This is a genomic window from Deferrivibrio essentukiensis (assembly GCF_020480685.1).
Taxonomy (GTDB): domain Bacteria; phylum Chrysiogenota; class Deferribacteres; order Deferribacterales; family Deferrivibrionaceae; genus Deferrivibrio; species Deferrivibrio essentukiensis.
This window is the reverse complement of sequence record NZ_JAJAFU010000027.1, coordinates 1-25783: the sequence shown is the minus strand read 5'-3', so window position 1 is coordinate 25783 and position 25783 is coordinate 1. Positions and strand designations below refer to the sequence as shown.

General features: G+C 31.5%; 28 protein-coding genes and 2 pseudogenes. 28 read left to right on the top strand and 2 right to left on the bottom strand.

What is annotated here, in order from left to right; all coding sequences use genetic code 11:
- Positions 1 to 186 precede the first annotated feature (186 nt).
- The 20 genes from LF845_RS10825 to LF845_RS12050 all read left to right on the top strand — a co-directional run bounded on the left by LF845_RS10825 (position 187) and on the right by LF845_RS12050 (position 18465).
- Positions 187 to 435 carry a ribbon-helix-helix domain-containing protein gene (locus LF845_RS10825; RefSeq protein ID WP_242821035.1) on the top strand — a complete coding sequence of 83 codons (249 nt, stop codon included), beginning with the start codon at positions 187 to 189 and terminating at the stop codon, positions 433 to 435.
- Positions 413 to 694, top strand: coding sequence for a type II toxin-antitoxin system RelE family toxin (locus LF845_RS10820; RefSeq protein WP_242821034.1), 282 nt, complete (start codon positions 413 to 415; stop codon positions 692 to 694). The genes LF845_RS10825 and LF845_RS10820 overlap by 23 nt, the downstream gene beginning before the upstream one ends.
- 141 nt (positions 695 to 835) lie before the next feature.
- Positions 836 to 2005, top strand: a complete 1170-nt coding sequence (locus LF845_RS10815; RefSeq protein WP_242821033.1) for an ATP-binding protein — start codon at positions 836 to 838, stop codon at positions 2003 to 2005.
- A gap of 179 nt (positions 2006 to 2184) precedes the next feature.
- On the top strand, positions 2185 to 3516 hold the full coding sequence (locus LF845_RS10810) for an ATP-binding protein (protein WP_242821032.1): 1332 nt from the start codon (positions 2185 to 2187) through the stop codon (positions 3514 to 3516).
- Positions 3517 to 3528: 12 nt separating this feature from the next.
- The gene (locus tag LF845_RS10805) at positions 3529 to 3813 is read left to right on the top strand and encodes a DUF4143 domain-containing protein (RefSeq protein WP_242821031.1); all 285 of its coding nucleotides are present in this window, start codon (positions 3529 to 3531) and stop codon (positions 3811 to 3813) included.
- Between the two features lie 584 nt (positions 3814 to 4397).
- Complete coding sequence (rfbA, locus tag LF845_RS10800) at positions 4398 to 5282, top strand: glucose-1-phosphate thymidylyltransferase RfbA (RefSeq protein ID WP_242821030.1); 885 nt, start codon at positions 4398 to 4400, stop codon at positions 5280 to 5282.
- Positions 5283 to 5320: 38 nt separating this feature from the next.
- Positions 5321 to 5563, top strand: coding sequence for a dTDP-4-dehydrorhamnose 3,5-epimerase family protein (locus LF845_RS10795; protein ID WP_242821029.1), 243 nt, complete (start codon positions 5321 to 5323; stop codon positions 5561 to 5563).
- Between the two features lie 63 nt (positions 5564 to 5626).
- The gene (locus tag LF845_RS10790; protein WP_242821028.1) at positions 5627 to 5812 is read left to right on the top strand and encodes a hypothetical protein; all 186 of its coding nucleotides are present in this window, start codon (positions 5627 to 5629) and stop codon (positions 5810 to 5812) included.
- On the top strand, positions 5805 to 6212 hold the full coding sequence (locus LF845_RS10785; protein WP_242821027.1) for a sugar 3,4-ketoisomerase: 408 nt from the start codon (positions 5805 to 5807) through the stop codon (positions 6210 to 6212). The genes LF845_RS10790 and LF845_RS10785 overlap by 8 nt, the downstream gene beginning before the upstream one ends.
- Positions 6202 to 6729, top strand: a complete 528-nt coding sequence (locus tag LF845_RS10780; protein ID WP_242821026.1) for an acyltransferase — start codon at positions 6202 to 6204, stop codon at positions 6727 to 6729. Before LF845_RS10785 ends, LF845_RS10780 begins: the two co-directional genes overlap by 11 nt.
- A gap of 68 nt (positions 6730 to 6797) precedes the next feature.
- Positions 6798 to 7898 (top strand): DegT/DnrJ/EryC1/StrS family aminotransferase, encoded by a 1101-nt coding sequence (locus LF845_RS10775; RefSeq protein ID WP_242821025.1) that lies wholly within the window; start codon positions 6798 to 6800, stop codon positions 7896 to 7898.
- Entirely contained in the window at positions 7885 to 9135 is a 1251-nt protein-coding gene (locus LF845_RS10770; protein WP_242821024.1) for an O-antigen translocase, read from the top strand. Before LF845_RS10775 ends, LF845_RS10770 begins: the two co-directional genes overlap by 14 nt.
- Complete coding sequence (locus tag LF845_RS10765; RefSeq protein WP_242821023.1) at positions 9125 to 10108, top strand: glycosyltransferase family 2 protein; 984 nt, start codon at positions 9125 to 9127, stop codon at positions 10106 to 10108. Before LF845_RS10770 ends, LF845_RS10765 begins: the two co-directional genes overlap by 11 nt.
- Positions 10105 to 11091: a glycosyltransferase gene (locus LF845_RS10760; protein ID WP_242821022.1), complete on the top strand. Its 987-nt coding sequence runs from the start codon at positions 10105 to 10107 to the stop codon at positions 11089 to 11091. The genes LF845_RS10765 and LF845_RS10760 overlap by 4 nt, the downstream gene beginning before the upstream one ends.
- Positions 11092 to 12984 carry an asparagine synthase (glutamine-hydrolyzing) gene (gene asnB, locus LF845_RS10755; protein WP_242821021.1) on the top strand — a complete coding sequence of 631 codons (1893 nt, stop codon included), beginning with the start codon at positions 11092 to 11094 and terminating at the stop codon, positions 12982 to 12984.
- On the top strand, positions 12981 to 14009 hold the full coding sequence (locus tag LF845_RS12055; protein ID WP_242821020.1) for a glycosyltransferase: 1029 nt from the start codon (positions 12981 to 12983) through the stop codon (positions 14007 to 14009). Before asnB ends, LF845_RS12055 begins: the two co-directional genes overlap by 4 nt.
- A gap of 75 nt (positions 14010 to 14084) precedes the next feature.
- Positions 14085 to 15353 carry an O-antigen ligase family protein gene (locus LF845_RS10745; protein WP_242821019.1) on the top strand — a complete coding sequence of 423 codons (1269 nt, stop codon included), beginning with the start codon at positions 14085 to 14087 and terminating at the stop codon, positions 15351 to 15353.
- The gene (locus tag LF845_RS10740; RefSeq protein WP_242821018.1) at positions 15337 to 16284 is read left to right on the top strand and encodes a glycosyltransferase family 2 protein; all 948 of its coding nucleotides are present in this window, start codon (positions 15337 to 15339) and stop codon (positions 16282 to 16284) included. Before LF845_RS10745 ends, LF845_RS10740 begins: the two co-directional genes overlap by 17 nt.
- A complete protein-coding gene (locus LF845_RS10735; protein ID WP_242821017.1) occupies positions 16281 to 17357 on the top strand; it encodes a glycosyltransferase family 4 protein in 1077 nt (358 codons plus the stop codon). Before LF845_RS10740 ends, LF845_RS10735 begins: the two co-directional genes overlap by 4 nt.
- Positions 17350 to 18465 (top strand): glycosyltransferase family 4 protein, encoded by a 1116-nt coding sequence (locus LF845_RS12050; protein WP_242821016.1) that lies wholly within the window; start codon positions 17350 to 17352, stop codon positions 18463 to 18465. Before LF845_RS10735 ends, LF845_RS12050 begins: the two co-directional genes overlap by 8 nt.
- A gap of 4 nt (positions 18466 to 18469) precedes the next feature.
- On the opposite strand, the gene LF845_RS12095 is transcribed toward LF845_RS12050, so the two are convergent.
- Entirely contained in the window at positions 18470 to 18634 is a 165-nt protein-coding gene (locus LF845_RS12095; protein WP_423220584.1) for a sugar transferase, read from the bottom strand.
- Positions 18635 to 18775: 141 nt separating this feature from the next.
- On the opposite strand from LF845_RS12095, the gene LF845_RS10725 reads away from it, so the two are divergent.
- The 8 genes and pseudogenes from LF845_RS10725 to rfbB (LF845_RS10695) all read left to right on the top strand — a co-directional run bounded on the left by LF845_RS10725 (position 18776) and on the right by rfbB (LF845_RS10695) (position 25020).
- Positions 18776 to 18988, top strand: a complete 213-nt coding sequence (locus LF845_RS10725; RefSeq protein WP_242821015.1) for a transposase — start codon at positions 18776 to 18778, stop codon at positions 18986 to 18988.
- 11 nt (positions 18989 to 18999) lie between these two features.
- Positions 19000 to 19146: pseudogene (locus LF845_RS12090) on the top strand (hypothetical protein); the annotation flags it as partial.
- A 12-nt stretch (positions 19147 to 19158) separates the two neighbouring features.
- Entirely contained in the window at positions 19159 to 19533 is a 375-nt protein-coding gene (locus LF845_RS10720) for an integrase core domain-containing protein (RefSeq protein ID WP_242821014.1), read from the top strand.
- Between the two features lie 336 nt (positions 19534 to 19869).
- Positions 19870 to 20043 (top strand): annotated as a pseudogene (locus LF845_RS10715) (IS256 family transposase); the annotation flags it as partial.
- Positions 20044 to 20343: 300 nt separating this feature from the next.
- The gene (rfbB, locus tag LF845_RS10710; RefSeq protein WP_242821012.1) at positions 20344 to 21456 is read left to right on the top strand and encodes a dTDP-glucose 4,6-dehydratase; all 1113 of its coding nucleotides are present in this window, start codon (positions 20344 to 20346) and stop codon (positions 21454 to 21456) included.
- Positions 21457 to 21480: 24 nt separating this feature from the next.
- On the top strand, positions 21481 to 22365 hold the full coding sequence (gene rfbA / locus LF845_RS10705) for a glucose-1-phosphate thymidylyltransferase RfbA (RefSeq protein WP_242821011.1): 885 nt from the start codon (positions 21481 to 21483) through the stop codon (positions 22363 to 22365).
- Positions 22366 to 22402: 37 nt separating this feature from the next.
- The gene (rfbD, locus tag LF845_RS10700; protein ID WP_242821010.1) at positions 22403 to 23797 is read left to right on the top strand and encodes a dTDP-4-dehydrorhamnose reductase; all 1395 of its coding nucleotides are present in this window, start codon (positions 22403 to 22405) and stop codon (positions 23795 to 23797) included.
- A gap of 98 nt (positions 23798 to 23895) precedes the next feature.
- Entirely contained in the window at positions 23896 to 25020 is a 1125-nt protein-coding gene (gene rfbB, locus LF845_RS10695; protein WP_242821009.1) for a dTDP-glucose 4,6-dehydratase, read from the top strand.
- Between the two features lie 204 nt (positions 25021 to 25224).
- Here the strand turns inward: rfbB (LF845_RS10695) and LF845_RS10690 are convergent.
- Positions 25225 to 25783, bottom strand: a 559-nt coding sequence (locus tag LF845_RS10690; RefSeq protein WP_242821008.1) for an IS256 family transposase, incomplete at its 5' end; no start/stop codon positions are given.

Sequence of the window (25783 nt, the reverse complement as noted above, 5' to 3'; positions counted from 1 at the left end):
ATTTTGAGTGGGAAAAGTTGGAACGTGAACCGTGAACCGGGGAACGAGTATCGTGAAACGTTAAAAAGTGTGAAAGTTGTAGCTTTGAAACATTTCAATTAAAATCATTGAAAACCTTTCTATAAAAGGTATTGATTTAAATCTTTATGGATATATAATTGTATATATAACATGCTTGGAGGATTTATGGGCGTTGCAAAGAAACTTATATCAATGGATGAATCTATTGCAAGAGAATTAGAAATAATCTCAAAAGCCTTGAATAAGAGTCAGAAAGAGATCGTCGAGTCTGCCCTTGATTTTTATTTTGATTATACTGATGGTATAATAGCTGATAAAATTACTCAAGACATTATAGACGGAACAATAAAAGTATATGATAATAAAGAAGTTTATGATGAGTTAGGAATAGATGTCGAAGAAATTGAAGGTTAAATATTCTGAGATTGCAGTAAAAGATTTAAAAAGTTTTGATATAGCCGAAAGACAACTAATCGTTAATAAAATACATTATTTGGCAGATAACTTCGAAGAGCTCAAAAAAACAAAGAAAATTACAGAACTTAAAGGTACAAAATTTAGTGGCCAATATCGTTTTGTAATAGCAAGAAAGATAAGAGCTATTTTTAGGATAGAAAAAGAGGAATTAATTTTATTAATTTTACGTGTTGGTAAAAGAAAAAATGTATATTAAATTCTTAAAATGTTGAAATGTTAGTACGTTAGAACGTGAACCGGGAGTCGGGGAACGTAAACAGGAAAACGTTGGAACGTCTTAACTAACAATCAATTAAAGATGAGTTAAGAACAAACTCGATTTTACTATTAATATTTTATGATTAAAAGAAATATTGAACCAGCATTGAAAAATTTGTCAAAACAGTATCCTGTAGTTACAATTACAGGTCCCAGACAGAGTGGGAAAACTACATTATGCAAAAACTCATTTCCAGATTATAAATATGTGAACTTAGAGGCACTTGATACAAGAAATTTTGCAATTAGTGATCCAAGAGGGTTTCTTGCACAATATAATAATCATGTAATTTTAGATGAAATTCAAAGAGCACCTGAATTGTTGTCTTATATTCAAGAGATTGTAGATGATAAAAATGACCCTGGCCAGTTTATTATTACAGGCAGTCAGCAATTTGAAGTAATGAGCAATATTACCCAAACACTTGCAGGCAGAACTGCAATTTTAAGGCTTTTACCCTTTTCAATTTCAGAGATTAAAGGATATTATGATGTGTCTTCGATTGATAAACTTATCCTATCAGGTTTTTACCCAAGGATCTATGATAGAGCTTTAAATCCTACTCAGGCTTTGGGAGATTATCTCGTTACCTATATTGAAAGGGACTTAAGGCAAATTATAAATATAAAAGATTTATCTCTTTTTGAAAAATTTTTGAGATTATGTGCAGGAAGAATTGGTCAGATTTTAAATTTAAATAGTTTGGCAAGCGATGTGGGTGTATCGCATACCACTATAAGATCTTGGATAACTTTACTTGAAGCAAGTTACGTAGTTTTTCTTTTGCCTCCATGGTTTGGCAATGTTTCAAAAAGGCTTATTAAATCACCTAAACTGTATTTTTACGATGTAGGACTTGCGAGTTATCTTCTTGGACTTGAAAATGAAAATCAGGTTTCAAGAGATCCTTTAAAGGGCAATTTATTTAAAAACCTGGTACTAATGGAGATTTTAAAGTATAAATTTAATAAAGGGAAAAGAAGCAATTTATATATTTATCGCGATAGTAAGGGCAATGAAATTGATATAATTTATGAAATGGGAAGGGATGTATACCCTATTGAAGTGAAAGCCGGAGCAACAGTGGCAAATGAATTTTTTAAGAATATAAGAAAATTTTTTAAAATTTATCCACATACTCCTTATGGTGGAGGACTTGTTTATGGCGGAAAAGAACCTCAAGTAAGGACAGATATAAAAGTATGCACAGTCTGGATGATTGAAGAAATGATAGAAAATATAAAATAGTGGGAACGGAAAACATGAACCTATTTTAACTTAGTATTTCCTTAACTCTTTGTCCACTTTATAGTAGCAAGTCCAAACTTAATATGAAAAAGATGGGGGGACGGCAGTTTAATAATTCTTGATCTTTTTAAATAACCAACTATTATAATAACGCACGTTATTATCACCGAGGTTGTTATATGAGGTTTTATGACAGGCAGGATGAACTTACCATATTAAAAAAAGCTAACTCTCAAAAGAACAAGCGTTCGTTAATGACATTAATAGTTGGAAGGCGCAGGGTTGGAAAAACGACTCTTGCTTTAAAGGTTGATAAAGAATCTTTGTATTTTTTTGTTTCAAGAAAGGATGAAAAACTCCTATGTGAAGAATTTGTGGAAGAGTTGAAAAGTAAGGGGTATGAAATTTATGGCAAGTTTGAAAAGTTTGAGGAACTTTTTGGTTTTATTCTTAGTTTGAGTGAAAAGAACCCATTAACCCTGATAATTGATGAATTTCAAGATTTTTATAAGGTAAACCCTTCGATTTTTTCTTCTATTCAAAAATTATGGGATTTAAATAAAGATAAATCTAATTTGCATTTAATAATTTGCGGTTCAGTTTATTCTTTGATGAAGAAAATTTTTGAGGAGGAAAAAGAACCCTTATTTGGTAGAGCTGATTACAAACTGCATTTGATGCCTTTTAAACCATATACTTTAAAAGAGATTTTGTTAGATAATAATGTTTATACCCCTCTCAATTTACTTGATTTTTATATAATAACAGGCGGGGTAGCAAAATACATTGAATTGTTGGTATTGCGCAATGCACTTACGTTAAAAGATATGGTAGATGAAATAGTTTCACCTTTTAGTTTATTTTTAGATGAAGGCAAAAATAGACTAATTGAAGAATTTGGCAAAGAATATCAAACATACTTTTCCATTTTATCTCTAATAGCATCTTCAAAAACATCAAAGAGTGAAATGGAAAGTATTTTAGAAAAAAATATTTCAGGTTATCTCGATAGACTTGAAAAAGATTATAATGTTGTCAGGTCGGTAAAACCTTTAAATGCAAAACGCAGTTCAAAATTGCAAAAATATGAAATTGTCGATAATTTCTTAAACTTTTGGTTTAGATTTATATATAAATATCGATCATATGTTGAATCAGAAAATTTTGACACTTTAAGAAAAATAATATTAAGAGATTTTAATACTTTTAGAGGCAAGTTTTTGGAAAAACTTTTTAAAGAACTGTTACAGTCGAAGTTTACTGTTATTGGTAATTACTGGGAGCGTGGAAATAAAAATGAAATTGATATTGTGGGAATAGATGACTTCAATAAAAAGTTGCTTATTGTAGAAGTAAAATTAAACCCGGAAAAGGCTGACTTAAATGATCTTATTTTAAAATCAAGGAAACTTTTATCACAGTACAAGGAGTATGAAGTAGAGTATAAAATCTTATCCGTTGATGAAATAGATAATATTTTAGGTAATAAATATGGAACGTTAAAAAGTTAGAACGTAAAAGCGTTGCAACGTTCTAACGTTGGTACTTTAAATTTTTATCGCGATAGTAAGGGCAATGAAATTGATATAATTTATGAAATGGGAAGGGATGTATACCCTATTGAAGTGAAAGCCGGAGCAACAGTGGCAAATGAATTTTTTAAAAATATAAGGAATTTTTTTAAAATTTATCCGCATACTCCTTATGGTGGAGCACTTATTTATGGCGGAAAAGAACCTCAATTAAGGACAGATATAAAAGTATTCACAGTCTGGATGATTGAAGAAATGATAGAAAATATAAAATAGTGGAAACGGAAAACGTGAACCGTGAATCGGGGAACGGGAATCGAAAACCGGGATCTGAAAATGCTACCACTTCCAACTTAAACTCTTCTTTTAACCATTTTTTACCCTGACTTTTTATTTTAACTTAGTATTTCCTTAACTCTTTGTCCACTTTATAGTAGCAAGTCCAAACTTAATATGCAAAAAATGGGATGACGGCAGCAAAGAATTTCTTGTTGAAAATTTTTAGTATATGTGATAGTCACTAAATTTCATTTGATGATTAGCTTGTATTTTTTAGCGTTATAAAAAAATATACACACAATAAAAGTTAAATATGACAGTAAATGTATTGAGGGTATTTTTGTATCCTTTTTTGGCCACTATCAATAGCATGGCATTGGCGGTAGCGTGTCTAAAAATCAGTGATAGGTAAGTGGTGAACTGTAAATTGTAAAAAAATGAAGGTGCAGATGTCCATAATATCTTTCTGAATTATAGATTTGGAGGCGATAATAAATGAAAAAGGTTGCTTTAATTACAGGGATTACCGGTCAGGATGGGGGACATGGTTAGCAGATAGATATAGAACATGGAGGTTTAAAATGAAAGGGATCATTTTAGCAGGTGGCAGTGGAACAAGGCTTTGGCCAATTACAATGGTCACAAGCAAACAGCTTTTGCCAGTCTACGATAAGCCTATGATATATTACCCGCTCTCTGTATTGATGCTTGCGGGTATAAAGGATATTTTAATCATTTCCACTCCTCATGATTTGCCAAATTTTGAAAAATTATTGGGTAGCGGAGAGCAATTTGGTATAAGCTTGTCATATGCTGTACAACCGTCCCCCGATGGCCTTGCTCAAGCATTTTTGATAGGTGAAGATTTTATTGGCAATGATAATTGTGCAATGATTTTAGGGGATAATATCTTTTACGGAAGTGGACTTACCAATCATTTAAAGGAAGCAGTGAAAAATGCTGATAAAGGTATTGCTACAATTTTTGGATATTATGTTAACGACCCGGAGAGATTTGGAGTAGTTGAGTTTGATGAGCATGGCAATGTTATTTCTGTTGAGGAAAAACCTAAACATCCCAAATCAAATTACTGTATTACCGGGCTATATTTTTACGATAACAGAGTTGTAAACTTTGCCAAACAGGTAAAGCCTTCAGCAAGAGGCGAGCTTGAGATAACCGATTTAAATAGACTATACCTTCAAGATGGTAGCTTACAGGTAAGACTTCTTGGCAGGGGATACGCCTGGCTTGACACCGGTACAGTCGATTCTTTAGTTGAAGCATCTGAGTTTGTAAAAGTACTGGAAAAAAGGCAGGGGATAAAGATTGCGGCTCTCGAAGAGGTAGCATATAAAAACGGCTGGATAGACAAAGCTACATTGATAACAGCGTCAGAAAGATATGGAAAATCACCCTATGGGGAATATCTAAAAAAAGTAGCTGAAGGTAAGATACATTATTAAATTCAGATTTTTGAAATAATTGAATCAAGTAGGAATATATGAATATAACAGATACTATTTTCAGAGGCGTAAAGATAATTGAAACCAGTTATTTTGGTGACAATAGAGGCTGGTTTACCGAAAGTTACAACAAAGAACGCTTCAAAAATTTTGGTATTGATATTGAATTTGTTCAAGATAATCACTCATTTTCTGCACAAAAAGGAATTATTCGAGGAATCCACTTTCAAAACAACCCCAAATCTCAAAGCAAGCTTGTAAGATGCAAAAGAGTTTTATGAGTTTGCTTTGACTGTTTTTGATAAAGTGTGTGGGATTTTAAATATTGATAAAAGTGAGTTAAAATGATAGCTTTAAACGATAGATATGTGATAGGTGTTAAAAAACTAGCAAATGCGGTTTCACAAAGTGAAAAGTTTCCTCGAAAACTTGAAAATGAGCTTGACTGGAAGGCAGATGAGAATTTTGATACAGGGATCGTCAAAACGGTTGAGTGGTATTTAAATAAATATGGAGTTAATAATGGCTGATTATAAGCTAATTGATTTTCAAATAAAAGGGGACGAAAGAGGCTCGCTTATAGCTATTGAAGGTGGGTATGATATCCCATTTGATATCAAAAGAGTCTATTATATTTTTGATACAAAAAAGGGGGTTGAAAGAGGGTTTCATGCACATCTTAATTTGAAACAAGTGTGTATTGCTGTAAAGGGAAGTTGCACCTTTGTGCTTGATGATGGAAAAAGAAGAGAAGAAATCAGGCTGGATAGACCTAATAAAGGACTCTTTATAGAAGGTCTTATTTGGCGCGAGATGAAAGATTTTAGTCCTGATTGTGTTTTAGTAGTTTTGGCAAGTGAGCATTATGATGAAAATGACTATATAAGAGATTATAATAAGTTTTTAAAGGAAGTTAAAAATGATTCATAAATTAGCAGATGTACAATCAAAAAATATTGGACCAAATACAAATATTTGGCAATTTTGCGTTGTATTGCCAAATGCAAAGATAGGTAATAACTGTAATATAAACGCAGGTGTTTTTATAGAAAATGATGTAATTATAGGTAATAATGTAACGATAAAAAGTGGAGTGCAAATTTGGGACGGAATAACTTTAGAAGACAATGTGTTTATTGGTCCAAATGTAACTTTTACAAATGATTTTTTGCCACGAAGTAAACAATATCCAAAAGAGTTTTTAAGAACTATAATCAAAAAAGGTGCATCCATTGGGGCTAATAGTACTATTATAGGCGGAATTACAATAGGAGAGTATGCCATGATAGGTGCTGGAAGTGTTGTAACAAAAGATGTAGGAGCTCAAGAGCTTTGGTATGGTAATCCAGCAACTCATCGAGGATATGTTTGTAAATGTGGTCGTAAATGTGATGAAACACTTATATGTTCTGCATGTAAACAATATGAAACAATGAAAAGTATTTAGATTGAATTTTAAGTATGTGTTTACAAAATACTTAAAAAGTAAGTAAGTGTTTAGATATGGGAGAAGACATGATACCTTTTTTAGACTTAAAAGCACTAAACGCTCAATACAGAGCAGAACTTATCGCAGCCTGCACACGAGTAATTGATAGCGGCTGGTATATTCAAGGTAATGAATGTAAAGCGTTTGAAAAGGAGTTTGCAGAATATTGTGGAACAAAATATGCTATTGGGGTTGCTAATGGTTTAGATGCACTTATTTTAATTCTTCGAGCTTATAAAGAACTAGGTATTATGAGTGATGGCGATGAAGTTATAGTGCCTTCAAATACCTATATAGCTACAATATTGGCAATTTCTTTAAATAATTTAGTACCTGTTTTGGTTGAGCCAGAGTTAGATACATATCTTATTGACCCGTCAAAAATAGAAGAAAAAATTACTTCACGAACAAAAGCTATAATGCCTGTGCATCTTTATGGTCAAACTTGTGAGATGGATAAGATAAATGAGATCGCAAAAAAATATAACCTAAAAGTCATAGAAGACTCCGCTCAATCGCACGGGGCATATTTTGGAGATAAAAGAAGTGGAAATTTAGGGGATGCAAGTGGATTTAGCTTTTACCCAGGGAAAAATCTAGGAGCTTTAGGTGATGGTGGAGCAGTAACAACTAATGATGATGAATTAGCACAAGCTATTCGAGCATTGGGTAATTACGGAAGCCATAAAAAGTATGAAAATCTTTATAAGGGGATAAACAGCAGACTTGATGAGATGCAAGCTGCACTTCTTAGAGTAAAGCTAAGATACTTAGATGAAGAAATACAAAAACGAAGAGAGATAGCAAGCTACTATCTTGAAAATATAAAAAATGAGAATATCATTTTACCGATTGTAAGAGCAAATAATAATCATGTATGGCACCTGTTTGTAATCAGAACTAAAAATAGAGATGCATTGCAAAAATATTTGCTTGAAAATGGCATCCAAACACTTATCCATTATCCAATACCTCCTCATAAACAAAAAGCTTATAGTGAATGGAATAGTCAAAGTTATCCTATAAGTGAGCAAATACACAAAGAAGTGTTGAGTTTGCCTATCAGTGGTGTGCAGAGTTTGGAAGATACTATGAAGATTGTTAAGATCATAAATGACTTTAATTAAAACATCAATTCTTTCAGCAATATCAACTGCCATAAAAGTAATAGCCGGATTCGTGAGTGTAAAGGTTGTAGCGGTTTACATTGGTCCATCGGGTCTTGCCCTTATGGGGCAGATGCAAAATTTTATTGCCATGATGAGTAGCATAGCAAGTGCAGGGGTAAATAGCGGCGTAGTGAAATATACTGCTGAGCATTATGAAGATGATGAGACAAAAAGAAAAATTTGGAGCAGTGCTCTAAAAATTTCACTCGTGCTAATAATGCCAATGGCGATAGCAATTATCTTTTTAGCAGATTTTATCTCATTAAAGCTTTTAAATACAACTGAGTATAGTTCAATTTTTATTATTTTTGCAGTTACTATTATTTTTTTTGTATTTAATGGGCTATTGACCTCTATACTAAATGGACAAAAAGAGATAAAAAAACTTACTATCTTAAATATTACGAGCTCGTTTTTTGGACTAGCTGTAACTATTTTACTTGTTAGCCGTTATAAACTTTATGGTGCTTTAATTGCTGGAATCATCTCCCAATCTATAGTGTTTTTTGTAACTTTAGCTTTTGTGCTAAAAAGTAACTGGTTTAAGCTCTCTATGTTTTTTGGAAGTATGGATAAAGAGTATAGAAACAAACTTCTCAAATATTCACTCATGTCGCTTGTGAGTGCTACTATGATACCATTATCTCATATGTATGTGAGAGATTATATAGGAACGCATATCGGTTGGGATGAAGCTGGATACTGGCAGGCTATTTGGCGGATAAGTGAGACTTATCTTATGCTCATTACTACAACTCTAAGCATATATTATCTTCCAAAACTCTCAAGCATTAAAGATAAAAGAGAATTAAAAAGAGAACTGCTTTATGGATATAAGATCGTTATGCCTATAGTTACAGTAATGGCTTTGGGGATATATCTTTTTAGAGACTTTATTATACAGATACTTTTTACAAAAGAATTTTTGTCTATGGCAGATCTGTTTTTGTACCAACTTATCGGCGATGTGATAAAAATAGCTGCTTGGCTACTAGGATATATCATGGTAGCAAAAGCGATGACAAAATTATTTATAGTTAGTGAGATATTTTTTGTATGGAGTTTTGTAGGGTTTGTAGTGCTGTTTGTAAATATGTATGGACTTGTAGGTGTTACGATGGCTTTTATGATAAACTATTTTATATATTTGATTTTTTTGTATTTTAGTTTGAGGGGGTATTTGAATGGAAAATGAAGCGAAAAAAGAGGAAAGTTTGCCGTTGGTGAGTGTTTGCATACCAGCTTATAATCACGAAAAATATATTGCAGAGTGTATTCAAAGTGTGATTGACCAAGACTATAAAAATATAGAACTTATAATTATTAATGATGGCTCAAAAGATAATACGCACGAAGTAATAATGAGCTTTGCTGAGAAATGTGAAAAAAGATTTGTTAGATTTGAGTATAGGAACAGAGAGAATAGGGGGCTTTCAGCTACTTTAAATGAAGCTGTTGATTGGTCAAAAGGCAAATATTTCACAGTAATAGCCTCAGATGATGTTTTGATAAAAAATAAAGTTTCTTTGCTTGTAGAAAAATTAGAAATATTAGATGAAAGTTATGCTGTAGCTTTTGGAAATGCCATTTTTATAGATAATAACAGCAATGAAGTTTATATAGACAAAAAAACAGGGACATACACCACAAAAGAGAATGGGTATAAAAATTTTTTAGATTATTACACTAATGAAAGAGATTTTGACTATAAGGACGAAAAAAAATTTGGCTCATACGAAACTTTAATAGCAGGGAATTACTTGCCTGCTATGTCGTATATTATTAAGCTTGATATAATAAGAAAAGTTGGAGCTTGGACAAATGGAAACACTATAGAGGACTGGGAAATGTGGCTCAAATTATCAAAACAATATAAATTTGCCTATGTTGATGAACCTGTTGCATTCTATAGATGGCATGATAGTAATTCATGCAAATTGATAGGCAAAAATATACACTATGATTCAATAATGCTTTTAAAAAATGATAAAGAATATGCAATTAAGAAGAATTTAAAAGATATATATTATGAAAATTTAGTTTCTAGGGTTATTGGTATTAGAATATACAGTAAGAGAGATTTTGTTGTTGAGCTACTAAAAAATATTAATGATATTAATTTTATGAAGCTATTCTTTAAAAAACTTATTAGAAAGATAATTAAATGACAACATTCGCAGTAACAGTGACATACGGAAATCGTTATCACCTTGTCAAGCAAGTTATAGATAGTGCTTTAGCTGAAGGTGTAGCAAAAGTCATAGTGGTAGATAATAATTCAGTACCCCAAAGTAGAGAGCAGTTAAAAGCTTATGAGCTAGAGTTGGGAAGGGATAAAATAAAAGTGCTTTATCTTGATGATAATTATGGCTCAGCTGGTGGATTTAAAAGAGGGCTTGAAGAGGCTTATAATGACCAACAATGCGAATTTATTTGGCTTTTGGATGATGATAATGTACCTTTTGAAAATGCTCTTTTAAAATTACAGCTTGCTTATGAATATCTTGGTGAAGATAAAAACAATGTTTTAATCTCATTTAGAGAGTCTATAATGGATAATATGTTGGCTTTATTTAAGGGTAAGCCAATTGGTTATAAAACAAACAGTTTTTTAAATTTCCATATCAAAAATTGGGTATTGGATAAAATAAATAATAGTAGTAATAAGAACAATAATAGTAATAATAGTAATTTTCCAATTTTAAAGAATCAAGTTGCTCCTTATGGTGGTTTATTTTTGGCTAAAGATGTGATAGCAAAAATAGGCTTTCCAAATGAAGCTTTTTTTGTTTACGCTGACGACCATGAATGGACACTTAGGATGACAAATTCTGGATTTAATCTTTATCTTTGTAGTGAAAGTAAGCTAAAAGATATTGATTGGACATGGACAACTACAAAAGCCAAAAATCCCCACTACGAACCAACAGCAAGTGAATTTAAAATATATTATGGAATGAGAAACCATGTATTTTTGGATAAGAATTTTATAGAAAATAAATATGTTTATTTTGTAAATATGTCGATTAATTTATTGTACAACTACTTGATCCATATTTTTTTGGTACCAAAAATAGCCACAAAACGATTCAAACTCATTCTAAGAGCTGTAAGGGATGGACTAAATGGCAAACTTGGAAGGACTTTTTAAATGTGCGGCATAGCAGGTTTTTGCGATTTTTCTAAAAAATCAGACAGACAAACTTTAACAAAAATGACAGATGTACTTCATCATAGAGGTCCGGATGATAGTGGATATAGTTTTTATGAAAATGAGTATGCAAATATCGGCTTAGGCCATAGGCGACTTTCTATTTTGGATTTATCATCTTATGGTCATCAGCCTATGAAATTCCAAAATTTAGAAATTGTTTATAATGGGGAAGTCTATAATTTTAAAGAAATCCGCAAAGATTTAGAAAAATATGGTTATCATTTTAAATCAAATTCTGATACAGAAGTAATTTTAAAAGCCTATCACAAATGGGGAATGAAAGCTATTGTTAAATTTATAGGCATGTTTGCGATAGTTATCTATGATAAAGAAAAACAAAAATTACTTTTTATTAGAGATAGAGCTGGAGTAAAACCACTTAATTATTATTTCAAAGATGGTCTTTTTCTTTTTTCTAGTGAGCTAAAAAGTTTTCATAAACATCCAAAGTTTGAAAAAGAGATAAGTAGAGATGCTTTGGCACTCTTTTTTCAATACAGCTATATTTTGGAACCACACTCTATATTTAAGCATACCTATAAACTTCCGGCAGGGCATTATGCAGAACTAAACATTCAAAATTCAGAATTCAAAATTTACAAATATTGGGATGTAATTGACAACTACAATAAACCGAAATTAGACATTGGTTTTGAAGAGGCAAAAAAAGAGACCGAAAAACTTTTAAAGTCCGCATGTGAATATCGAATGGTAGCCGATGTGCCTGTGGGGATATTTCTTAGTGGTGGATATGATAGCAGTGCAGTAACGGCGATACTTCAAAAAGATAGAACCGAAAAACTAAAAACCTTTAGCATAGGTTTTTATGAAGAAAAATACAATGAAGCTCACCATGCAAAAAAGGTGGCAGAGTATCTAGGAACCGATCATACAGAATACTACTGCACACAAAAAGATGCTCAAGAGCTTTTACCTCTAATGCCTGAAATATGGGATGAACCATTTGGTGATTCCTCAAATATCCCTACGACTCTTGTAAGTCGTTTGGCTCGAAAAGATGTTACTGTCAGTCTCAGTGCTGATGGAGGGGATGAGATATTTGGTGGATACGATAAATATATACAAACTCTTAAATACCAAAAAATGTTTTCAAAAGTACCATCTATTTTTGGGGATATTATGGAACTAGTTGATCCAAAATATCTTATAGGACTCAATAAAACTTATAACTTTGTAAATCGATACGAAAAGCTAAAGACTCTCATCAAAGCAAAAGACGAGATAGAGATGATGAGAGGAGTAAGTTATTATTTCAATCCATCAGAGGTAGATAAATTACTGGGTAAAAATGGTAAAGATATTAAAACATCATTTGATGATAAGATACGTTTAAACTCTCACAATGATGCTGTCGATAAAATGATGGCGATAGATTACAAAACATATCAGATAGATGATATTTTGACAAAAGTGGATCGTGCTACTATGAGTGTGAGCTTAGAAGGACGAGAGCCATTATTAGATCATAGAATCATAGAGTTTGTAAGTCAGCTGCCAAGTAGTTATAAGATAAAAGATGGAAACAAAAAATATATCTTAAAGTCAATTGTTCACGACTATATCCCAAAAGATTTGATGGATAGACCAAAAATGGGATTTGGGATACCACTCAATGAATGGTTTGGGGATGAACTCAAAAAATATGTTTTAGAGTATCTGGATAGCAAAAAAATTGCAAAAACCGGTGTGCTAAATGTAGAAGAAGTAGAAAAACTAAAAAAACAGTGGCTTGAAAATAGTAACTTTAGCGCAAATAAAATTTGGCTGATTTTGACATTTATGATGTGGCATGAGAGGTGGGTGGGGTGAAAAAGAAAGTTTTATTTCTGTTTGCACATCTACATAAGGGGGGTATGCAAAGAGCAGTTAGTAATATAACTCAAGCTTTAGGTGATGAGTATGAATTTCATGTGGCTTATTTTGGAACAGAAAACCCAGGCTATAAATATAATGCAATGATGCATGACTTCAAAATTCCTGGTAGTTTAAATGATAATTTTTTTTTAAAAATAAAAAAATATTTCAATAAACTTAGTGTGCTGAGAAATTTTGTTAATAAAAATAGAATTGATAAGGTAATAAGTTTTGGAGAATCTGCTAATCTATTAAATTTGCTATCAAAACATAATTCAAAAAAAATATTATCAGTAAGAGTTGCTATAAATGAAGGATTAGGGACAGGAATTTATGCAAATATATCAAAGATTTTAATAAACATATTTTACAAACAGGCAGATTTAATCATTCCAGTTTCAAAAAAATTAGCAGAAGATTGCAGGAAAATAGTAGGCAAGAAAGTTCCTATTTGTCATATACCTAATATGTATCCAATAGACGAAATACGACGAAAGTCAGAAGAAGAACTTCCAAAAGAATTCAAATATTTAGAAAATGAAAATTATATTATAAATGTGGGCAGCTTGTGCTATCAAAAGGGGCAAGATTTGCTAATTAAAGCTTACTCGAAACTAGATGATATTAAAGATAATTATAAGTTAGTATTAGTAGGTAGAGGACCCGATAAAGACAAGCTTGTAAACTTAACAAATGAGCTAGGTTTGAAAGATAGAGTCATATTTATTGATTTTCAAAATAATCCTTATCCATTTATAAAACATGCTGAAATTTTTGTATTATCATCTAGATATGAGGGGTTTCCGAATGTACTAATAGAGGCAATGATATGTGGAACTCCTGTAGTTTCCTTTGATTGTCCTACGGGACCTAATGAAATTATTGATAATGAAGTAGATGGTATTTTGGTTTCTAGTATAGATGAGACTAAATTATCTTATAGTATTCAAAATCTTGTTGTAATCAGAAAAATATCATAAAGCTTAAAAATAATCTTAATAATAAAGTAGACAAATATTCTTTTGATAATATAGTTAATAAATGGAGAAATGTTTTTGAGTATTAATTTATTGGGGCAAAGATTATTTTTATTGTTACTTCTCCTTTCTTTAGCACTTCCAACCATAATCACATCTATTAAAATGGCTTTACTGGGTGTATTAGCATTATTCGTTCTTATCACATCTTTAAAGCACAAAAAACTTGAGATAAATAAAGAACTATTTTTAATCACTCTTTTCTTTTCAACACTGGGTCTTGTTTATTCTACTTATGGAAGTGTTGCAGATAATCCAGGTGCAACAAAGACTATGACAGTAATGGTTATATATCCATTGCTTTTTTTATGTTTATCTATCTTTTTTAGTCAAATAAACGATTTTTTTAAAATCAAAAAGACTTTAATTATTGGGTCTTTTCTTGTGGTTTTAGTACAAATAAGTTTTTTGCTTTCTGCCTATGGGGTTTTCCCAGCTTTAATAGCTTCTTATTTCAGTACATTGCATTCAGGAATGGCAGTTTTAGATATCAGAGAAAATAGCTTTTTATTTACATTACCAAATGTAAGTAGTCTAATTTTTTTGATACCTTTTTTACTATCGTATGTACTCTTATCTGAAAAAAAGAATAAAAAAATGTTAATTCTTTTATTTATAATGTTTTGTCTTATACTTTTAACAGGAAGAAGAGCTTTTTTTGTGTCTTTTGCATTTTCACTACTTTTTTTACTATTTGCATCATTATATTTAAATAAAAACTTAAAGTTTGATATTTTAAAAAAGCTTAGCAAGACTGCATTTATCTTAGTTGGTTTTATTGTTGTGTTGATAGTTTCTTTGGAAGTAGACATAGAAGTGTATGTGAATGATTTTATGAGTATATTTGACTTTTCATCAAATGACTCTAATTTAAAAAGAGTATATCAGTTTAGAGCTTTGTACGAAGGAATTGCAAATGCACCTTTGTTTGGTAGCGGGGCAGGTGCTGCTGCTGAGTACACTAGGTCAAGTGAACAGCCGTGGGCTTACGAACTTTCATATATAGCTTTTATGTTTCACTACGGGATTTTAGGGTTTATGATTTACCTATTGGGGATTGTATACATATTTGTAAGCTTATTAAAAATATGTAAAGACAAACTAGTATCAAGAGATATTAAAGTATTTATTATCTCTTTTTTAGCTGGGTTAGTTGCTTTTTTAGTTGCAAACAGTACAAACCCTTATTTAGGTAAGTTTGATTATATGTGGTTTATCTTTATACCAATAATGATTATAAATGCATATAAAATAGAGAAGAGGAAACACTATGCAAAAAACATTTGATATAATAATAGTGAACTGGAATTCTGGTGAACAGCTAAAGGATTGTGTAGAGTCTGTAATGAAAAGTTCATTTGATAATTGTAATTTAAATCAAATCATTATTGTAGATAATGATTCAAAAGATAATTCTATAGAATTAGTACAAAAATTAGATTTTGACAAATTAAAGATTATAAAAAACACGGAAAATTTGGGTTTTGGAAAAGCTTGTAACATCGGTGCTAAAAACTCTCAAAGTGATTTTATACTTTTCTTAAATCCAGATGCTATGGTTTATGAAGATACATTTAAAAAACTGTTTAATTATATAGAGCAAAATGATACAAATAAAATAGCAGTATATGGAGTGCAGCTTATCGGTGATGATGGTAAGATTCAAAGAACTTGTGCAAGAATTCCGACTCTTAGTAATTTTATATATCGATCTTTAGGCTTAAATAAACTAAATCATAAATTGTTTCCATATACTATGCAACATTGGGATCATTTAGATACAAGAGAAGTTGATCATGTAATGGGGGCTTTTTTTATGATTAAAAGAGATGTTTTTGAAAAGTTGAATGGTTTTGATGAGCGATTTTTTGTCTATTATGAAGATTTAGAACTATCAAAAAGAATTAAAGATCTTGGTTATAAAACTATCTTTGTTTCTGAAGCACAAGCTTATCATAAAGGTGGTGGAACTTCTGAACAAGTTAAGGATCATAGACTTTTTTACAGTATCCGAAGTCGCCTTATTTATGGATTTAAACACTTTGGTTTGCTTAAAGGAATATTTTTAATGATATTTACTTTTACTGTTGAACCTATTACGAGAGTAATATTTTCTATTTTTAAAGGTCAAGGAGCTGAAATATTAGAAACTTTTAAAGGATTTGGAATGCTCTATAAGGATACATTTAACATCATAAAATTAGGGCTGAAAAAATGAAAATATTATTCTTAACAAAATACGAATATTTAGGGGCAAGCTCACGATATAGAACTTTGCAATATTTGCCATATTTAAAAGAGCAAAATATTGATTTCGATGTAAAACCCCTTTTTAGCGATGAATATCTAAGATACAAATATGCCAATGGTAAAGAAAACAAACTTATTACTATCAAGAGGATTTTAAAGAGAATATATGTGAGTTTATTTGAATCTCAAAAATATGATCTTTTAGTTATAGAGAAAGAATTGATTCCATATTTTCCTCCAATTCTAGAATATTGTCTTAAATTTAGAAAAATTCCTTATATATTAGATTATGATGATGCTGTTTGGCACAACTATGACAATCATAAAAAAGCTATTGTGAGATTTTTATTTAAAAACAAAATAGCTTCAGTTATTAAAAATGCTAAAGCAGTAATTGCTGGCAGTGAGTATATAAAAACATTTGCTCTACAATTTAATAATAATGTTTATAAAATTCCAACAAGTATAGATATGAGTAAATATCAATGCTCAACTGGGGAAAATGATACGGACAAATTTATTGTAGGTTGGATTGGGTCATCTTCTACAAGTAAATATATTTTATATATTTCAAAAGCTTTAAAAAGATTTACAGATAAGCATAATGCAATAGTGCATTTAGTAGGTTTTGATTTTAAATTGTCTTCAAAAATTGAATTTAAACACAAAATTATTCCTTGGAGTGAAAAGAATGAGGTTGAAGAAATATGCAAATTTGATGTAGGTATAATGCCTTTAGTTGACGAACCTTTTGAAAGAGGGAAATGTGGATTTAAGCTTATTCAGTATATGGGATGCAAAAAACCAGTAATAGCATCTCCAGTGGGAGAAAATAACATTATTGTTGAAGATAGTGTTAATGGTTTTTTAGTAAATAATGAGAATGAATTTTATGAAAAACTTAAGTTTTTTTATACTAATCGTGATATTGTTGAAGAGTTTGGCATAAACGGATTTAAAAAAGTAAATAATTTTTATTCATTGCAAGAATCACAAAAAAAATATTTAGAAGTTTTAAAGAAGGCATTAGAAAGTGAATAAAAAAATAGTAATTTCATCAAATACCTCTTGGAGTATTTATAATTTCCGGTTAAATTTAGCAAGAGAGTTGAAAAATCAAGGTTATGAAGTTTTTATAGTTGCACCTTATGACAAATATACAGAAAGATTAAAAGAAGAGTTTGAATATCACAATATTTGGATGAATAATAAAGGGACAAATCCAATAGAAGATATGAAGACCACAATGGAATTTTATAAACTCTATAAAAAGATACAACCTGATATTGTTTTAAATTATACAATTAAACCAAACATTTATGGAACAATAGCTTGTAGTTTATTGGGAATCAAGACCATTAACAATATTGCAGGCTTGGGAACACTGTTTATAAAAGAAAATTTTGTAACAAAAATAGCTAAATGGTTGTATAAATATTCTCAAAGAAAAGCAGATAAAATTTTTTTTCAAAATAGGGATGATAAAGAATTATTTATAAATGAGGGATTGGTTAAAAAAAATAAATGCGATGTGTTGCCTGGAAGTGGAGTTGATGCAAAGAAATTTGTTCCATTAGAAGATGAAAATAAAGATAATAAATTTAGATTTTTACTTATAGCCCGTATGTTATGGGATAAAGGTATAGGTGAGTATGTAGAAGCAGCTAAAATTATAAAAAGTAAATATAAAAATGTTGAGTTTCAACTTTTAGGTCCATTGGATGTAGTAAATCCTACTGCAATAACAAAAGAAAAAATGAATATCTGGGTAGATGAAGGGTTAGTTAAATACCTTGGCGTAACAGATGATGTAAGAGAGTTTATCAAAAAAGCAGACTGTATAGTATTGCCATCATATAGAGAAGGAACACCTCGAACACTATTAGAAAGTGCAAGTATGGCAAAACCGATAATTACTACTGATAGCGTAGGTTGCAGGGATGTTGTGGATGATGGAGTAAATGGCTTTTTATGTAAGCCTAAAAATGCGAATGATTTAGCAAATAAAATGGAAAAAATGTTAAAACTATCTTATGAAGAAAGAAAAACTATGGGAGAAGCCGGACGAATTAAAATGATTAACGAATTTGATGAAAAAATAGTAATAAATAAATATTTAGAAACAATAAAAACAATCCTTAAAAACTGATATATTAAACTCCCTTCTTCTTAATAACAGTCCAAGCCGTTTTCCAAACAATTTTTAGCTCAAGCCAGATATTCCAATATTTTATAAAATAAAGATCATACATAAGCTTTTGTTTTGTATCTTCTAAATTTTTACCATAAGGGTAATTAACTTGAGCCCAGCCGGTTATATGCTGTCTGAAGAAATAGGACCATAGTCTTAATTTATAAATCCATGTATAATAAAATATATGGAGGAAGAGATTATGAGTAAAAAGAAAGAAGAGAATTCAGCCCGGAATTTAAAGCAAAAGTGTGTATAGAAATATTGATTGAAGGAAGAAAAAAGTCTGAGTGAAATAGCTCAAATATATGATATACATCAGAATCTGTTAAGAACCTGGAAAAGAGAATTTTTAGAAAATTCAAGTGAAGTTTTTAAAGCAGATAAAAAAAGCAGAAAGAATGAAGAAGTCAATGTAGATGAGCTTTACAAAGAAATTGGAAAACTGAAAGTTGAAGTTGAATGGTTCAAAAAAAACTAACACCATAATAGATTTGTATTCAAGAAAGATATTGTCATGGGGGGATATCAAACACGCAGGATACAGGATTTTGTCTGGAAGTATTATGCAGGGCTTTAAATAAATATGGAAAACCGGAGATATTTAATACAGATCAGGGTGGTCAGTATACAAGCAAGGCATTTACAGCGGTGCTGGAAGCAAATGGAATAAAGATATCAATGGACGGAGTTGGAAGAGCTTTAGATAACATATATATAGAAAGATTCTGGAGAACAATAAAATACGAGGAGATCTTTCTGAAAGAGTATAGAAATCTTAAAGAGTTAAAAGTTGGAGTAAGTAAATATATGAATTTTTACAATAAGACAAGATTTCATCAGTCTTTAAATTATAAGACTTTTGATCAGATATATAAAGAATCAGAGAAAAACAGAAACAAAGTTATAATACCTCATTATAGTTGGATAATGTCATATTCCAGAAGGAAAGAATATGATTTTGAAAGATGTGTGGATATATTTAAAGAAGGAAGAATCGTGGATGATGAATTAAGAAGTGCATAAAATTGGTCTTGATTTTTCAGCCAGCATATACCACTGCAGATTCAATGCCTGCCTATAAGGCAGAAAAACTTATACATCCTGACAGAATAAAATTATGGAGTTAGTGTCAATAAATGTTTGTAATTTTCAAATAGAGTAAACCTCCCTTTTTCAAAGGCCATCAAGAGGATTTATGGAAGCGTTGTTTTGATAAAAAATAACAAAATTTAAGTTGTATTTTTATACAATTTTCAGTAAAATGACTCAGGTGTATTCCTAAAAGGATAGTGCTTCAAAGTTTGTGTAAGTTGTAAAAATTGGTATAATAAAACAACAAACTGAAGGAGTAATGAGATTATGAAAGACATGAAATTGAGTAAATCAGAAGTTCTTGAAGATGTGGATTTCAAAGAGTTAAGTAAGAATTGTAAGACTCAGGAAGATTTATCTTTATTAACAAAAAGTTTTATGAAAAATATGATAGAAAACATACTCAAATCAGAGTTGGAAGAAGAATTATCCGTAATTGAATGGTTCCAGGATAATTGGGATAAAATAGAGCAATTGGCAGACTTCCCTCCAGGTATGAGTAGTGCAGTAAGGTGAATCAAGTTGAGGGTTTGCTTAAATCATACCTATCTAATCCTCACCCATGTATAAAAAGTATTATCTATGCATTCCCTGAGAAACATTAAATATTCAAAGGTGCAGGATGGGAAAGCAAAAAGAGCAGCCATAGATAAACAAATTTTTTAAACTTTTTATTTATGGATTTTTTACGAAAAGATTAAGATTTTAACTATCTACAAATTTTTTTATATAGGGGGCAAAATGCAACAAACAATTATCGTCACAGGTGGAGCTGGTTTTATTGGCTCAGCAGTTATTCGATATTTAATTAAGAATACCAATTATAAAGTAGTAAATGTTGATAAACTCACCTATGCAGGCTGTCTTGAATCGTTAAAAGAAGTTGGTGGCACTCCAAACTATTTTTTTGAAAAAGTAGATATTTGCAATGCAAAAGATATTCGCCAGATTTTTAAAGAATATCATCCTCAAATTGTCATGCATCTTGCAGCCGAATCGCATGTGGATAGATCCATAGATGGACCTGGTGAATTTATAAAAACAAATATTTTAGGCACCTATACCCTTTTGGAAGAAGCAAGATTATACTGGAATCAGTTAACACCTGAGCAAAAAAGCAAATTTAGATTTCATCATGTTTCTACTGACGAAGTCTATGGCGAACTTCCTCACCCCGATGAAACGGCCGATGCCAATAAAATTTTATTTACAGAAAAAACACCGTATGCACCAAATTCACCATATTCTGCTTCCAAAGCAAGCGCTGATCACTTAGTAAGAGCCTGGCACAGAACCTATGGATTGCCCACAATAGTCACTAATTGTTCAAACAATTATGGTCCGTATCAATTCCCAGAGAAGCTCATTCCTTTAATGATATTAAATGCAATGGAAGGTAAGCCTTTGCCTGTATATGGGAAAGGCGATCAAATACGCGATTGGCTTTATGTGGAAGATCACGCGGAAGCACTGGTTCTTGTTGCAACAAAAGGGAAAATAGGTGAAACCTATAATATTGGTGGACACAATGAAAAGAAAAACATTGAAGTGGTGCATCTTGTATGCAATATTTTAGAAAAGTATTACCCCGTTAAGGATAATCCTTCAATTCAACATTTATCATCCAATATCCAACATTACACGGATCTTATAACGTATGTAAAAGATCGCCCTGGTCATGACAGACGCTATGCCATCGATGCAACAAAAATAAAAAACGAATTGGGCTGGCAACCAAAAGAAACATTTGACTCAGGAATACAAAAAACAGTAAAGTGGTATCTTGAAAATAAATGGTGGTGGGAACCATTACAGGAAAGATATAAGCGCGAAAGGTTGGGTGTGGTTGGTTAATTGGCATAATATAGGGAGAAAACAATGAAAGGGATCATTTTAGCAGGTGGCAGTGGAACAAGGCTTTGGCCAATTACAATGGTCACAAGCAAACAGCTTTTGCCAGTCTACGATAAGCCTATGATATACTACCCGCTCTCTGTATTGATGCTTGCGGGTATAAAGGATATTTTAATCATTTCCACTCCTCATGATTTGCCAAATTTTGAGAAATTATTGGGTAGCGGAGAGCAATTTGGTATAAGCTTGTCATATGCTGTACAACCGTCCCCCGATGGACTTGCTCAGGCTTTTTTGATAGGGGAAGAGTTTATTGGAGACGATAGTTGTGCGATGATTTTGGGTGATAATATATTTTATGGAAGTGGACTAACCAGCCATTTAAAAGGCGCAGTCAAAAATTCTGAAAATGGCAGGGCTACCATCTTTGGCTATTATGTGAATGACCCTGAAAGGTTTGGTATTGTTGAGTTTGATGCAAATGGTAAGGTGATATCTGTTGAAGAAAAACCCAAAAAACCAAAATCTAACTACTGTGTCACAGGGCTGTATTTTTATGATAACCGTGTAGTAGAGTTTGCAAAAAAAGTAAAACCGTCAGATAGAGGGGAGCTTGAAATTACAGATTTAAATAAGCTGTATCTTGAAGATGGGACATTAGATGTCAAATTGCTTGGAAGAGGTTACGCGTGGCTTGATACAGGTACCGTTGATTCATTGATAGATGCTGCTGAATTTGTAAAGGTACTTGAAAAGAGACAGGGGATAAAAATAGCAGCTATTGAAGAGATTGCTTATCACAATGGTTGGATAGATAAGAATACTTTGCTTGTCGCGGCTAAAAAGTATGGTAAATCACCATACGGTGAGCATTTGAGAAAAGTGGGGGAAGGCAAAATTATTTATTAGCTAAAGATGGTTACTTATTAATAGTTTGGAGTTTAAAATGAAGGTAGAGAGCACTGTTTTGAAAGGTGTATTAATAATAGAAACTGACTGTTTTGGAGATAATCGTGGCTGGTTTACCGAAAGCTATAATAAAGAGAGATTTGCAAAATATGGTTTGGATACAGATTTTGTGCAAGATAATCATTCTTATTCTACCCAAAAAGGTGTGTTGAGAGGTATTCATTTTCAAAATAATCCTAAAGCTCAATCAAAGCTTGTCAGGTGTACTAAGGGGAAGATTCTTGATGTAGTTGTGGACTTGAGGAAAGGGTCAGATACTTACAAAAAATGGATTGCTGTAGAACTGAGTGAGCAAAATAGAAAGCAGATTTTTATACCAAAAGGCTATGGACATGGCTTTGTAACTCTTACGGATAATGTTGAATTACAATATAAGGTAGATGAGTATTATTCTAAAGAGTGTGATAGAAGTATAAAATATAATGATCCCGAATTAGGGATTAATTGGGGTGTTGAAAATCCTATTTTATCGGAGAAGGATGGCAATGCACCATATCTTAAAGATAGCGATTGCAATTTTAGTATTAAAGTGCTTGTTACAGGCGTCAATGGGCAGCTTGGTTATGATGTGGTACTAAGATTAAAAGAATTGGGGATAGATGTAATTGGCGTAGATGTGAATGATTTTGATATTACTGATGAGATTCAAACTGTCCAAAATATTTTAACAATAAAACCTGATGTAGTGGTGCATTGTGCCGCTTATACTGCTGTGGATAAAGCTGAGGAAGAGAGATATAAATGCTATTCTGTAAATACTGTTGGTACTAGAAATATTGCATTGGCATGTAAAGAGATTGATGCAAAGATGGTCTATATCTCTACAGATTATGTTTTTGATGGCAAAGGGGTGGAGCCTTTTGATGAAAATCATGATACATGCCCGATTAATTATTATGGCTTTACCAAAGCAGAAGGGGAGAAGATTGTTGATGAGATACTTAATAAATATTTTATAGTAAGAACATCTTGGGTATTTGGGATTAACGGAAACAATTTTATAAAAACGATGTTAAAGCTATCAGAGACTAAAGATACATTAAAAGTAGTAAATGACCAATATGGCTCACCTACTTATACAAAAGATCTTGCGGAGCTAATTTGCGATATGATTCAGACTAATAAGTATGGTGTGTATCATGGAACAAATGAAGGTTATTGTAGTTGGTATGAGCTTGCAGTAGAGATATTCAAGATTTCAGGGAAAGATGTTAATGTAATTCCTGTACCTTCTGAAGAGTACCCCACTAAGGCGGTAAGACCAAAAAATTCTCGTCTATCAAAAGGGAATCTTGATGCTAATAATTTTAAAAGATTGCCTGACTGGAAAGATGCTGTTAAAAGGTATATAGATTCTTTAAGTGAAGTTTAAGCATAGTAATTTTTTATTATGAGAGGATCTCTTTTGTTACTTCAAACGCATAATTTAAAGCAAAAGTGATAATATGTTTATCTTAAAAAGGAGGTATTGTGAGCTACAATAATTACAATATATTAGTTACTGGTGGAGCAGGTTTTATTGGATCAAATTTTATTAGGTACCTTTTTGAAAAAGTAAACTTTGATGGAATAATTGTAAATTTTGATCTTCTGACATATGCCGGTAATTTAAAAAACCTTGAAGATATTTCCGAAAAATATAGCGGGAAAAATTATTTTTTCGAGCATGGAGATATCTGTGATAAAAAAAGAGTAGGAGAAATATTTGATAAGTATGATATAAATATGGTGGTACATTTTGCTGCCGAAAGCCATGTGGACCGTTCTATATTGGGACCTGAAGAGTTTGTAAGGACAAATGTTCAAGGTACATTTACTCTTTTAGAAGCTGCACGCACATACTGGCTAAATAACAATGGCAAATCAGACAAAGCTAAGCTAACATTCAACATTCATAATTCTTCATTAACAAAACGTTTTCATCATATTAGTACTGATGAAGTGTATGGTTCTCTTGGCGATATGGGCTATTTCTACGAAACGACGCCATATGACCCAAGGAGCCCTTATTCTGCTTCAAAAGCGGCATCGGATCATTTAGTAAGAGCTTATTACCATACTTATAATCTTCCGGTTACTATTTCCAACTGTTCAAATAATTATGGTCCTTACCATTTTCCTGAAAAATTGATTCCTCTTATGATATTGAATATGTTGGATGAAAAACCTTTGCCTGTATATGGTGATGGTAAAAACATTAGAGATTGGTTATATGTTGAAGACCATTGTAGTGCTGTGTGGAAGATTTTGACAGAAGGTGAGGTTGGAGAGACATATAATATAGGAGGGGAAAATGAGTGGGAGAATATCAAGCTTGTAAATCGGTTATGTGAGATTGTGGCAAACAAAATGGGTAAGGATAAAGATTATTATAAAAAGCTTATTACTTTTGTAAAAGACAGACCAGGACATGATAGAAGATATGCAATAAATTGTGATAAAATTAAGAATAAGTTAGGATGGAAACAAAGTGTAGATTTTGAAAAAGGGCTTGAAAAAACTGTGGATTGGTATCTAAACAATAAAGAATGGGTAGAGACCGTAAAGTCTGGCGAATATAAAAAATGGGTAGAGATGAATTATGATAAAAGATAAACGTTCAATGTTCCATGTTCAACGTTATATGATGAAAGTGTATGAGGATTGAAAGGTTTGAAGATATTGATGCATGGAAAGAAAGAAGGGAGCCTGTGAAAGTAATTGATAAATAATTGGAAAAGCAAATTAGGATGGACCCTGTAACGTTTTTTGGACCCTGTAACGTTTTTTGTGTAAATCCCAATTTTGTTATTTATGATATTAACCATTTGTAAACCTGCCAATCCTTTCCTGAAAGTAAATATATAGTTGCGGGTAAATTTTCGACCAATCTTTTATTCTGCCATTCCATTTTTTTGATATATCATTTATAGCTAAATATAGTAATTTAAACAATGATTCTTCTGTAGGAAATACACCCCTATTTTTACTGACCTTTTTCAATTTACTATTAAAACTTTCTATAGGATTAGTAGTATATATAAGAGTTCTAATTTCTGGTGGATATTTAAATAAAGTTGAAAGCTCTATCCAGTTGGTCAGCCATGATTTTATTATATTAGGATATTTCTTGCCCCATTTTTCATTTAATTTATCCAATTCAATTTTTCCACTTTCTTCTGTTGAAGATGTATAAATTTTCTTTAAATCCTTCGCTAATTCTTTTCTGTCTTTATAAGATACAAATTTTAGAGAGTTTCTTACCTGATGGACTATACATCTTTGGATTTCTGACTCTGGATATACGGCTTTAATAGCTTCATTTAAACCAGGTAAGCCATCTATACTAAATATAAGGACATCTTCAACACCTCTATTT